The following is a 12362-nucleotide window of genomic DNA, read 5'->3' on the forward strand; positions in this document are numbered from 1 at the left end:
TCTATTTTGCTTCGTTGTTTGCGGGGATGGCCGGGTGTCCTGCAGGCAGGCCTGCCGGTGCCGCGCCTGCTTCCGGCATGGCCGGATGACCTGCGGGCATGGCGGCGGGTGCCGCACCTGCTTCCGGTACTGCCATGTGCCCCGGGGGAAGCGCCGGAGCTGCCGGTGCTGCTACCTGTGCTACCTGCTTCTGGACCTTGGTCTGCGCGATCATCTTGTCGATGGACGGCGCCATGGTGTCGATGATCGGGCGCGGGTAGATGCCCAGGAAGAAGATGAGGAAGATGAGCGGCAGCATGATGGCCACTTCGCGTGCGTTCAGGTCCTTCAGGGTCTGGTTCTTCGGGTTCTTCAGCTCGCCGAACATAACCCTCTGGAACATCCAGAGCATGTACACGGCGGAGAGGATGACGCCGGAGGTGGCGATGATGGCGTACCAGCGCAGGCCGCTCTCGAAGGAACCCAGGAGCACCAGGAACTCACCGACGAAGCCGTTGGTGCCCGGCAGGCCGATGGAGGAGAAGGTGACGATCATGAACATGGTGGCGAAGACCGGCATCTGCTTGGCCAAGCCGCCGAAGTCGGTGATGAGACGGGTGTGACGACGCTCGTAGATGAAGCCGACGATGAGGAACAATGCGCCGGTGGAAACACCGTGGTTCAGCATCTGCAGCATGCCGCCGGTGACGCCCTGCTGGTTGAGGGCGTAGACGCCCAGCATGACGAAGCCCAGGTGGGCTACGGAAGAGTAAGCAACCAGTTTCTTGACGTCCTGCTGAACCATGGCGACCAGCGATGCGTAGATGATGCCGATCACGGACAGGGTGGCGATGAGCGGGGTGAACTGTGCATTGGCTTCCGGGAACAGCGGCATTGCGAAACGGACGTAACCGTAGGTACCGCACTTCAGCATGACGGCGGCCAGGATCACGGAGCCAGCGGTCGGTGCCTCGGTATGGGCATCCGGCAACCAGGTGTGCAGCGGGAACATCGGGACCTTGATGGCGAAGGCCAGGGCGAAGGCCAGGAACATCCACATCTGGGTGGTCGGGTCAAGGTGCAGCTGGTAGAAGCGCAGGATGCTGAAGTCGCCGCCGCCCGCCTTGAAGTAGAGGGAGATCAATGCGACCAGCATGAGGAGCGAGCCGACCGCGGTGTAGATGAAGAACTTGACTGCTGCGTAGATCCTGTTTTTGCCGCCCCAGATACCGATCATGAAGTACATCGGGATCAGCATGATCTCCCAGAAGATGTAGAAGAGGAACAGGTCGAGCGAGATAAAGGTGCCGACCATGCCGACTTCGAGGAGCAGCAGGCAGATCATGTATTCCTTCACCTTCTCCTCAACCGCCGTGTAGGTGGAGAGGACGGCGATGGGCATGATGAAGGTGGTCAGGATGACCAGCCAGAGGCTGATGCCGTCGATGCCCAGATGGTAGCTCATCTGGAAGGGACCGGCCGCGATCCAGGGCACATTCTCAAGGAACTGGAACCCGCCGATGTCGCTGCCCGGCGCGTTGTACCCGGTGATCAGGGGCAACGAGAGGACGAACGTCACCACCGTAACCGCCATGGCGATGCTACGGAGCACGCCGTGGCTGTTCTTGTTCACAAAGAGGAGCAGTATCGCCCCGATCAGCGGTGTGAAGGTTAATATGCTCAGTAACGGTAGCTGGTTCATTTACTCTGCTCCTTTTACTTACAGGTCAAAATTATCTCAAGTCTCGAATCTTAGCGGAAGATGTACACCGCGACGATCAGGGCCACGCCGAACACCATGGTGTAGGCGTAGTTGTGAACGAAGCCGGTCTGCACGTAGCGCAGGATGCCGGAGAAGCCGCGGACCACTGCCGCCACGCCGTTCACGGCACCGTCGACCACCAGCACGTCGAACCCTTTCCAGAGGAAGTTGCCCAAGGCCTTGCAGGGGTTGACGAAGGCGAAGTCGTAGATCTCGTCCACGTACCACTTGTTGTAAACCGCGCGGTGCAGCGCCGGGAAGGTCGAGGTGAACTTCTCGGGGAAGCCCGGGGCAACGATGTACAGTGCAAAGGCGAGGCCGATGCCGCCGCAGGCGATCAGGACGGAGACACCCATGAGGCCCCACTCCATGGCGACGGAGTGGAGACCGTGCGCGCCGTGCGCCTCGGTGTAGTGGGTGGAGTAAGCGAAGACCGGCTCGAGCCAGTGCTCGAAAAGGTTCGGCATGCCGCCCAGCACTTCGCCGAGCACCTTGGGTACGCCGACCCAGCCGCCGACGACGGAGAGCAGCGCCAGGCAGACCAGCGGCACGGTGATGACCCACGGGGACTCGTGCAGGTGGTGGAAGGCCTTGTCGGAGAGACGGGTCTCGCCGAAGAAGGTCATGAAGACCAGGCGGAACATGTAGAAGGCGGTGAGGCCTGCGGCAACGGCGCCGGCGCCCCAGAGCACGTAGTTAACGGCGTGGTGGTGCGGGTTGGCAAACGCCTGCCAGAGGATCTCGTCCTTGGAGAAGAAGCCGGCGAAGCCCGGGATACCCGCAATCGCGATGGTGGCCAGGAGGAAGGTCATGAAGGTGATGGGCATCTTCTTACGAAGGCCACCCATGTTCCTCATGTCCTGCGGGTCCGCTTCGGAGTGCTCGTGGTGCAGCGCGTGGTGCATGGCGTGGATGACGGAGCCGGAACCAAGGAACAGGCAGGCCTTGAAGAAGGCGTGGGTCATCAGGTGGAACACGCCGGCGGTGAAGGCGCCGACACCCATGGCCAGGAACATGTAGCCGAGCTGGGAAACGGTGGAGTATGCGAGGACGCGCTTGATGTCGTTCTGCGCGGTGCCGATGGTCGCCGCGAAGAGCGCGGTGGCGGCGCCGACGCAGGCAATGACGAGGAGCGCAGTCGGGCTCTTGATGAAGATGAAGTTCATGCGGGCGATCATGTAGACGCCGGCGGTGACCATGGTGGCGGCGTGGATGAGCGCGGAGACCGGAGTCGGGCCTTCCATCGCGTCCGGCAGCCAGGTGTACAGCGGGATCTGGGCGGACTTACCGGTGGCGCCCAGGAAGAAGCAGAGACAGACGGTGGTTACCACGGCGCCCGGGACCAGGAGGTCGGCGTTCTTGGCCAGCTCCACGAAGTTGATGGTCCAGACGTTGTGGTTGGCACCCAGGTACCAGAAGAGGGTGAAGAGACCGAGGAGGAAACCGAAGTCGCCGACCCTGTTCATCACGAATGCCTTCTTGCCCGCGTCGCCGGCGCTCTTCTTGTGGAAGTAGTAGCCGATCAACAGGTAGGAGCACAGACCCACGCCTTCCCAGCCGATGAACATGAGGAGGAGGTTGTTGCCCGACACCAGGCAGAGCATGGAGAAGGTAAAGAGGTTCAGGTAGCAGAAGTAGCGGTAGAACCCTTCCTCACCGTGCATGTAGCCGATGGAGTAGAGGTGGATCAGGAAACCGATCCCCGTTACGATCATCAGCATGGTTGCGGACAGCGGGTCGATCAGGAAGCCGATATCGGCCTTGAAGGTACCCGACTGGATCCAGGTGAAGATGGTCTTCTGGAACACCCGCTCCTCGCCCGGCAGACTCAGGAGCTGGAACAGGATCCCGCAGGCGACCATGAAGGAGGCGAATACGCTACCGGCGGCGATACCGCCGATGACCGTCTCGTTCTTTATCTTCTTGCCGAGTAGGCCGTTGATGACCGAGCCGATGAGAGGGCACAGTGGGATCAACCATACTAAATCAAACATCCCTGACTCCTTTGTTCTGTATTCTTATAAGTCGTATCTTGGCAAGCGGCACGTCGCCGCCCATTCGCTTGTGACTGTCGCGGATTGCTCCGCCAGCAGCTGAGCGTGTCCAGTGGCGGCGGCCTGAAGCCCCGCTTCTAGAGCTTCAGCAGGTTGACGTCTTCGACGTCGATGGACTCGCGGTTCTTGAAGAAGGCGATCATCAGCGCGAGACCAACGGCTGCCTCGGCGGCGGCCACGGTCATGACGAAGAAGACGAAGACCTGTCCGTCGATGTTGCCCAGGTGCCTGGAGAAGGCGATGAAGGTCAGGTTCACCGCGTTCAGCATGAGCTCGATGCACATGAAGATGACGATGGCGTTCCTCTTGGTCAGGACCCCGATGGTCCCGATGGCGAAGAGTATGGCCGAAACTATCAGGTAATTTTCGATCGCTAGCATGTCAGTTCCCCTCGTAGCGTTAGATTTTCTTTTTGGCCAGGATGACGGCGCCGACGATCGCGGCCAGCAGCAGCACCGAGGTGACTTCGAACGGCAGCAGGAAGTCGGTGAAGAGCGCCTTGCCGATCAGCTCGACGTGGCCGACACTCACGATCTGCTCCTTGGTCATCTCGCCCACCTTGCCGGTCATGGAGCCCTTCATCAGGAACCAGACGGTCTGGAAGAGAACGAACAGGCCGATGGCGGAACCGGCGACCACCGCGTGGGTGCCGCGCTTCACGGTCTCAACCCTCACGTTCAGGAGCATGATCACGAAGATGATCAAGACCATGATGGCTCCGGCGTAGACGATCACCTGGGTGGCCGCCATGAACGGGGCGTCCAGCATGACGTAGAAGGTCGCCAGGCAGAAGAAGGTCATCACCAGCGACAGCGCGCTGTTGATCGGGTTTTTGCAGGTGACCACGAGTATGCTGGAAATAACGGCCACCGCAGCCACGACGAGAAAGAAGATCGATTCCATTGCTGCTCCTTTATTTCTTTTCTAAGAGTCTGTCTTTGGTGTAGGTGAAGTCGGCGCGCGAGTAGTTGGCGAGTTCGAACTGTTCCGTCATCCGGATCGCATCAACCGGGCACGCTTCCACACAGTAGCCGCAGAAGATGCAGCGCAGCATGTCGATTTCGTATTTGGCAGCGTACTTGTCGTGGTTCTGGTCCTCGCCCGCCTCGACCGTGATGCACTTGGCCGGGCAGACGGTGGGGCAAAGGTAGCACGCAACGCACTTGGCCTTGTCGTGGGACACGTTGAGCGCGTGCAGGCCACGGAAGCCAGGCTTGACGTCAGGACGCTCGGTCGGGTACTGCAGCGTGACCGGCTTCTTGAACATATGTGAAATGGTGATCTGAAGACCTTTGATGAGCGGCATTATCATTTGCGGCACCTCGCCTAGAAGTTGTGTAGCTTGACTCTCTCTCTACTTGCTGATGAACATGACCCAGAGGCCGGTTGCCATCACGTTGACCAGGGTAAGCGGCAGGAACACCTTCCAACCCAGACGCATCAGCTGGTCGTAACGGTAACGCGGGTAGGTGGCCCTGATCCACATGCAGAGGAAGATCAGGAAGTACACCTTGGCGATGAACCAGAACCAGCCGGGGAGGAAGGCCGGGCCATGCCAGCCGCCCAGGAACAGGGTGGTGGTGACGGCGCAGACGGTGATCATGTTGGCGTATTCTGCCATGAAGAACATCGCGTACTTCATGGAGGAGTACTCGGTGCAGAAGCCGGAGACCAGCTCCGTCTCGGCCTCGGGAAGGTCGAACGGGGTCCTGTTGATCTCGGCCAGGGAGCAGATGAAGAAGATCACGAAGGCCAGCGGCTGCTTGAAGGCGTACCATGCGCCACCTGCCTGATCGGCAACGATCTTGTGCAGGGAGAGGCTCTCGGAAAGCATGAACACCGAGATGATGGCGAGGCCGGCGGCCAGCTCGTAGGAGATCATCTGCGCCGCGGAGCGCAGGCCACCCAGAAGCGAGTACTTGGAGTTGGAGGCCCAGCCGGCGAGCACGATGCCGTAGACGCCCAGGGATGCCATGGCCAGGATGTAGAGGACGCCGACGTTGATGTCGAAGACCTGCTTGCCGGCCTGGTCGTAGTACGCGGCGATCTGCAGCGGTACCGTGTAGCCCCCGATGGTGATGCTGTCACCGAAGGGGATAACCGCGAAGGAGATGAACGCCGGGATCAGGGCGACGAGGGGAGCGATCAGGAAGGCGAACTTGCTCGCCTGCGACGGAATGATCTCCTCTTTGAAGAACAGCTTGACGCCGTCCGCGATCGGCTGCAGCAGGCCGTGCCAGCCGGTCCTCATGGGACCCAGACGCACCTGCATGTGCCCGATGATCTTGCGCTCCGCGTAGGTGGCGTAGGCCACGGTAAGGAGCACGAAGACAAAAGCTACGAGCACTTTGGCAACCATGGCTATGTAGTACGCGACCGGCAGTCCTAAGATTAGCGTATCCATCTGATAGTCTTCCCCTCTTGTGTAGATTTTCTAGCTGTCAGTTATTTCTTCGCGACGGTGACGTAGGTGACTTCCGAACCGTCGGTGATGGTGTTGACGCTCCCCTCACCGAAGTGGTACGGGGAGAATACCACGCCCTGCGGTACCCTTTTGCCGACCTTGGCGACAACCTGCACCGCGCCGGTACCGGAGGTCACGGTAACCTGGTCACCCTCGGCGACCTTGAGCGCCGCCGCGTCGGCGACGTTCAGCTCGGCGTAGGCATCCGGGCAGACGTACATCGGGCCTTCACCGAAGCGGCTCATGGTGCCGCAGTGGTAGAGCGCGCTGCCGGTAACGAGGGTCAGCTTGCCGGCTACCGGTGCGGAAGCCTGGGCAGCCGCCGGGACCAGCTTGGCGGAGAGGGCTACCGGGTACACGGCACCTTCGTCCTTGAGGCCTGCCTGGGTGAGACCCTTGTAGGCCGGGACGTTGGCGGCGATCTCGGTGAAGACCTCGCCCTGGTTGTTGTAGCGTGCGCCGCCCAGGGCCTGGGAGAGAGCGTTCAGGATGTCGAAGTCGCTCTTGGCGAGGCCCACGGCCGGGATCGCCTTCCTCACGTTCTGGACCCTGCGGCCCAGCGAGGTGAAGGTGCCGCTCTTCTCGGCGAAGGAGCAGGCGGGGAGCACAACGTCGGCCATGGCCGCGGTCTCGGTCAGGAACAGATCGGAGACCACCATGAATTCGACGTTCTCGAGCGCCTTCTCGACCTTCTTGCGGTTCGGGTAGGACACCACCGGGTTCTCGCCGGCGACGAACAGGGTCTTGATGTTGCCGTTCGCGCAACCGTCGATGATGGCGGCGGCGTTGAGGCCGGTCCCTTTCGGGTAGATGCCCATGTCAACGGCGCCCTGGCTGTTGTTCTTCTCGCCCATGATCAGGAGGCCCGCGCCTTCCTTGCCGTACTGGCCGGTGAGGATGGCGAGGTTCGCTGCCGCGTTGGCAAGCGCCGCGTTGTGGCCGGGGTAGCCCTGGCCGATGGGGAGGATGATGAGCGCCTTCTCGGCGGAGGCGAACTCCTTGGCGATGGCGGCGATCTCTTCAGCGGTTACCCCTGCCTTCTCGGCGGTTGCGTCGGCAACGGCGGCTTTCAGTGCATCGAGGCCGGCGACGCCTTCAGCGGCGAGACCCTGGTCGATGACCGACTTGCAGAGGGCGTTGAACAGGGCGACTTCGTTGCCCGGCGCGTGGACGGTGGTCTTGGCGCCCGGCAGGCGGGTCAGTTTCCCTTTCTTGTCGGAAACGATCCTGAGTGCGATCCCCTTCCTCTTCACGCCGAGGTTGATCTCGAAGCCGATGACCGGGTGGGTCTCGTAGGCGTCGCTCTTGACCACGAGGAGGAGGTTGGATTTCTGCACGTCGGCGATCTCAGCCGGGGAGGCAGCCACGCCGAAGGAGGCGACAGCGCCCTTGGTCAGCGCCTCGTGGGCGTAACCGGCGGAGTGGTCGATGTTGTCGGTACCGACGGTGCCGCGGAAGAGCTTGCCGAACAGGTAGAGCTCCTCGTTGGTCAGGCGCGGAGTGGCGAGGGCGGCGACCGAAGCCGGGTCGCTCTTGCCGGCGGAGAGCCTGGAGGTCACTTCGGCAAGCGCCTCTTCCCAGGTTGCTTCCTGGAGGTTGCCGTTCTTGCGGATCATCGGCGCGGTGAGGCGCTTGTCGGAGTTGACGAACTGGTAACCGAAGCGGCCGCGGGTGCAGAGCTGGCCGTTATGGAAGCCCTGGTTCTCGTCGTAGATGGTGGTGAGCACCTTGCCGTCCTTGGAACCCAGGGTCAGCTGGCAGCCGGTGCCGCAGTAGGAGCAGACGCTCTTGGTCTTCTGCAGCGCCCACCAACGGGCCTTGAACTTGAAGGGGCGGGAGTTGAGGGCGCCGACCGGGCAGACCGAGACGCAGGAACCGCAGAACTCGCAGTTGAGCGGTCCGTCGAACTCGGTACCCATCTTCGCTTCGATACCGCGGTTGATGAAGGTGTAGGCACCGTAGGACACGATTTCGTCGCAGATCCTCGCGCACTTGCCGCAGTGGATGCAGCGGTTCATGTCGCGCTCGATGAGCGGGTTCTCGTAGTCGATCTCGTGGTTGAACTTCTCGTCCACGAACCGGTTCATGTTCACCTTGTACTCGTAGGTGAGGTTCTGCAGGTCGCAGTCGCCGGCGGCATCGCAGACCGGGCAGTCGATCGGGTGCTTGAGGAGCAAGAGCTCCAGCACCAGCTTCCTGGCCTTGACGATCTCATCGGTGGTGGTCTGCACGATCATCCCCTCGGTGACCGGGGTGGTGCAGGCCGGGATGAGGCGGCCTTTCATCTGCTCGACCTCGACCAGGCACATGCGGCAGCCGCCGAACGGATGCAGTTTCTTGTCATGGCAAAGGATCGGTATCTTGATGCCACAAGCCTTGGCGGCGTCGTAAATGGTGGCGTCCTTTTCTACCGCAACCTGTTTTCCGTCTATCGTAAGATTTACCATCTCGACCTCTGTCTCCCTGAAATCGGTTCAACGTTCAATGTTCAACGTTAAGGCGTTCGGCTCGTTCCGGGTCGGAACCCGGAACGTTGAACCGTTTTATTCAATGGCCATGAAGCGGCAGGCGTCGTAGCAGGACTTGCACTTAGTGCAGTTTTCCTTGATCAGCTCGGCGACCTCGCCCTTCTCCCACTTGATCGCGTTGGACGGGCAGGCCCGCAGACAGGCGCCGCACTTGACGCATTTCTCGGGGACCACCTGCCACAGGAGCAGCTCCTTGCAGGAGTTGGAGGGGCAGCGCTTGTCCTGGATGTGCGCCTCGTACTCGTGACGGAAGTACTTCACGGTGGAGAGGATCGGGTTCGGGGCCGTCTGGCCCAGACCGCACAGGGATGCCTTCTTGATGGTGGCGCCCATTTCCAGCAGGGTGTCGATGTCGCTCATCTCGCCGCGACCTTCGGTGATGCGCTCCAGGATGTCGAGCATCGCCTTAAGGCCGATACGGCAGGGAACGCACTTGCCGCAGGACTCCATCTTGGTGAAGGTCAGGAAGAAGCGGGCTACGTCGACCATGCAGGTGGTCTCGTCCATGACGACCAGACCGCCGGAACCCATCATGGCGCCCGCCTTGATCAGCGAGTCGTAGTCGACCGGGGTGTCGAGCACCTCGGCCGGGATGCAGCCGCCGGAGGGGCCGCCTGCCTGGACCGCCTTGAACTTGCGGTTGTTGGCGATGCCGCCGCAGACCTGGTAGATAACGTCGCGCACGGACATACCGGCCGGAACCTCGACCAGACCGGTGTGCTTCACCTTGCCGGTGACCGCGAAGATCTTGGTCCCCTTGGTGGTGTCGGTGCCCAGGGATGCGTACCAGTCGGAGCCCTTGTTGATGATGTGGCGCACGTTGGCGAAGGTTTCAACGTTGTTGATGTTGGTCGGGAAGCCCCAGAGGCCCTTGACCGCCGGGAACGGCGGACGGGGACGCGGCATGCCGCGCTCGCCCTCGATGGAGGCCATGAGAGCCGTCTCTTCGCCGCAGACGAAGGCGCCGGCGCCCTTCTTGATCCTCATGTCGAAGTCGAAGCCCCAACCCTGGATGTTCTTGCCCAGGTACCCCTTCTCGTAGCAGGTGTCGAGCGCCTTCTGGAGGCGGTCGATGGCCAGCGGGTACTCGGCGCGGACGTAGACGTAGCCCGCGTCGCAGCCGATGGCGTAGGCCGCGATCATCATACCCTCGATGACGCAGTACGGGTCGCCTTCGAGGATGGAGCGGTCCATGAACGCGCCCGGGTCGCCCTCGTCGGCGTTGCAGATGAGGTATTTGTGGTTGCCCGGGGAAGCGGCGCAGAAGCTCCACTTCATGCCGGTCGGGAAGCCCCCGCCCCCACGGCCACGCAGGCCCGACTTCTTCACCTCGTCGATGACCTCGGCAGGCTTCATCTCCTTGACGCACTTCTCGATGGCCTTGAAGCCGTCCTCCTCGAGGTAGGCGTCCAGGCGCTCCGGGTCGATCTGGCCGCAGCCGGTCATGACCACACGCATCTGCTGGTCGACGAAGGTGTTGTAGTACGCCTTCGCCTTTTTCTTCTCAATGACTTCGTTGGCGACGATGTGCTGGTCCAGGATGGCAGCTACGTCCTCGGGTACCACGAAATCGTAGGTGATCCGACCCAATTCAGGGGTGATGACGTCGACGAGCACGTCGTTGGCGCACAGGCCGCGGCAGCCGGTTTTGACGACGTCGCAGCGCTTGCCGACCTGGGCCACGATCCCCTTCTCGGCGATCAGCCTGGTGAACTCGGCCTCGACCTGCTTGGCGCCGGCCGAGATACCGCCGGTACCCTGACAGATAAGTATTTTGATTCCTGCGTTATCGCTCATGACAAAAGGTCCCCTGCTGAGAAATTGACGTCTCGGCTACTTCATCGGCCGTGCGTTGTAGGTTTCAATGATCTCGTCCACCTTCTGGACCGTCATCTTGCCGTAGGTGTCGTCGTTCACCATTGCCAGCGGGGCCATACCACAGGCGCCCAGGCAGGCCACCTTCTCGAAGGTGTAGCGCAGGTCCTCGGTGGTCTCCGCGTGCCCGATGCCCAGGCGCCCGAAGAAGGTCTCGGTGATGCGCTCCGCACCCTGTACGTGGCAGGCGGTACCGACGCAGACCCTGATGATGAACTTGCCACGCGGCTTCAGGTGGAACTGGGCGTAGAAGGTGAGCACGCCGTAGATCTGGCTCGGGTAGACGTTCAGGCGCTCGGCGACCAGGTCGATGGTCGGTTTCGGGACAAACCCGTAGGCGTCCTGGATCCCCTGCAGAACCGGCATGAGGTTGCCCGGCAGTGTCAGGTACTTGTCGATGATTTCGTTGGCCTCGGTTAAATCGATTTCTTCGGCCGCAATTTCTTCGGCTGGAGCGTTAGACATTTACCCCATCTCCTTTACTTGTTGATTAAACTAACGGTCGATTTCGCCAAGTACGATGTCCAGCGTTCCGATGACGGCAACCAGGTCGGCCAGCATGGAGCCCTTGGCCATCTTCTCGATGGCGCCCAGGTTCACGAATGACGGCGGGCGGACCCTCATGCGGTACGGCATGTTGCCGCCGTCCGACACGATGTAGTAGCCAAGCTCCCCTTTCGGGTTCTCGACGGCCATGTAAACCTCGCCCTCGGGGACGGGGAAGCCCTCGGAAGCGATCTTGAAGTGGTGGATCAGCCCCTCGATGGAGTTGTAGACGCTCTCCTTGGGCGGGTAGCAGACCTGCGGCGCGTCGGCCAGGATCGGTCCGGGCTTGAGCTTCTTCAGGGCCTGGTCGATGATCTTGACGGCTTCGCGCATCTCTACCAGACGGACCTTATAGCGGTCGAAGGTGTCGCAGTTCTCGCCGACCGGCACCTTGAAGTCGAAGTCCTCGTAGCCGGAGTAGGGGAGGTCGCGCCTCAAGTCGAAGTCGACGCCGGAACCCCTGAGGGCCGGGCCGGAGATACCGAAGTCGATGGCGTCCTCTGCAGAGATGACACCGTTACCGATGGTCCTCTGCAGCCAGATGGTGTTCTTGGTGAGGAGCCCCTCGTAGGTGTCGAAGTGACCCGGGAAGGTGTCGACGATCTCCTGGACCTTCTGCTCGAAGCCGGCCGGGAGGTCGCGGGACAGGCCGCCCACGCGGAAGTAGTTGGAGGTCATCCTGGCGCCGGAAACCATCTCGTAGAGGTCCATCACCAGTTCGCGCTCGCGGAACGCGTAGAGGAACACGGTCATGGCGCCGATGTCGAGGGCGTGGCAGGCGATCCAGACCAGGTGGCTCTTAAGACGGGTGAGCTCGGCCATGATGATACGCACCAGCTTGGCGCGCTCGGGAACGTCCAGTCCCAGGAGCTTCTCTACCGCCAGCACGTAGCCCAGGTTGTTGTGCATCGGGGCCAGGTAGTCCATGCGGTCCGTGAGGGGCAGGGTCTGGTGGTAAGTACGGTGCTCGGCAAGCTTCTCGATGCCCCGGTGCAGGTAACCGATGTGAGGGGTGATCTTCTGAATCACCTCGCCGTCCAGCTCTACTACGAGCCTGAGAACGCCGTGGGTACTGGGGTGCTGGGGCCCCATGTTCAAAGTCATTATTTCACTAGCCATTGATCGCCTCTATTTTTTGGAAATGAAAATCGTCC

10 protein-coding genes are annotated in these 12362 nt (G+C 61.4%); all 10 read right to left on the reverse strand.

Going from position 1 to position 12362, the window contains the following annotated elements; translation table 11 throughout:
* Nucleotide 1: 1 nt before the first annotated feature.
* On the reverse strand, nt 2-1681 hold the full coding sequence (locus K7R21_RS13640) for an NADH-quinone oxidoreductase subunit M (RefSeq protein ID WP_224983850.1): 1680 nt from the start codon (nt 1679-1681) through the stop codon (nt 2-4).
* A gap of 50 nt (nt 1682-1731) precedes the next feature.
* Nucleotides 1732-3735 carry an NADH-quinone oxidoreductase subunit L gene (gene nuoL, locus K7R21_RS13645; protein ID WP_224983851.1) on the reverse strand — a complete coding sequence of 668 codons (2004 nt, stop codon included), beginning with the start codon at nt 3733-3735 and terminating at the stop codon, nt 1732-1734.
* Between the two features lie 137 nt (nt 3736-3872).
* Nucleotides 3873-4175, reverse strand: a complete 303-nt coding sequence (gene nuoK / locus K7R21_RS13650) for an NADH-quinone oxidoreductase subunit NuoK (RefSeq protein WP_224983852.1) — start codon at nt 4173-4175, stop codon at nt 3873-3875.
* 19 nt (nt 4176-4194) lie between these two features.
* The gene (locus tag K7R21_RS13655; protein ID WP_224983853.1) at nt 4195-4698 is read right to left on the reverse strand and encodes an NADH-quinone oxidoreductase subunit J family protein; all 504 of its coding nucleotides are present in this window, start codon (nt 4696-4698) and stop codon (nt 4195-4197) included.
* 10 nt (nt 4699-4708) lie between these two features.
* The gene (gene nuoI, locus K7R21_RS13660; protein ID WP_216500200.1) at nt 4709-5107 is read right to left on the reverse strand and encodes an NADH-quinone oxidoreductase subunit NuoI; all 399 of its coding nucleotides are present in this window, start codon (nt 5105-5107) and stop codon (nt 4709-4711) included.
* Between the two features lie 42 nt (nt 5108-5149).
* Nucleotides 5150-6199 (reverse strand): NADH-quinone oxidoreductase subunit NuoH, encoded by a 1050-nt coding sequence (nuoH, locus tag K7R21_RS13665; protein ID WP_224983854.1) that lies wholly within the window; start codon nt 6197-6199, stop codon nt 5150-5152.
* 41 nt (nt 6200-6240) lie between these two features.
* Entirely contained in the window at nt 6241-8706 is a 2466-nt protein-coding gene (locus tag K7R21_RS13670) for a molybdopterin-dependent oxidoreductase (RefSeq protein ID WP_224983855.1), read from the reverse strand.
* A gap of 96 nt (nt 8707-8802) precedes the next feature.
* Nucleotides 8803-10584 (reverse strand): NADH-quinone oxidoreductase subunit NuoF, encoded by a 1782-nt coding sequence (gene nuoF / locus K7R21_RS13675; protein WP_224983856.1) that lies wholly within the window; start codon nt 10582-10584, stop codon nt 8803-8805.
* 36 nt (nt 10585-10620) lie between these two features.
* On the reverse strand, nt 10621-11127 hold the full coding sequence (gene nuoE, locus K7R21_RS13680) for an NADH-quinone oxidoreductase subunit NuoE (protein ID WP_224983857.1): 507 nt from the start codon (nt 11125-11127) through the stop codon (nt 10621-10623).
* A gap of 30 nt (nt 11128-11157) precedes the next feature.
* The gene (gene nuoD, locus K7R21_RS13685) at nt 11158-12327 is read right to left on the reverse strand and encodes an NADH dehydrogenase (quinone) subunit D (RefSeq protein ID WP_224983858.1); all 1170 of its coding nucleotides are present in this window, start codon (nt 12325-12327) and stop codon (nt 11158-11160) included.
* Nucleotides 12328-12362 lie beyond the last annotated feature (35 nt).

Source organism: Geomonas agri (assembly GCF_020179605.1).
Classification (GTDB): domain Bacteria; phylum Desulfobacterota; class Desulfuromonadia; order Geobacterales; family Geobacteraceae; genus Geomonas; species Geomonas agri.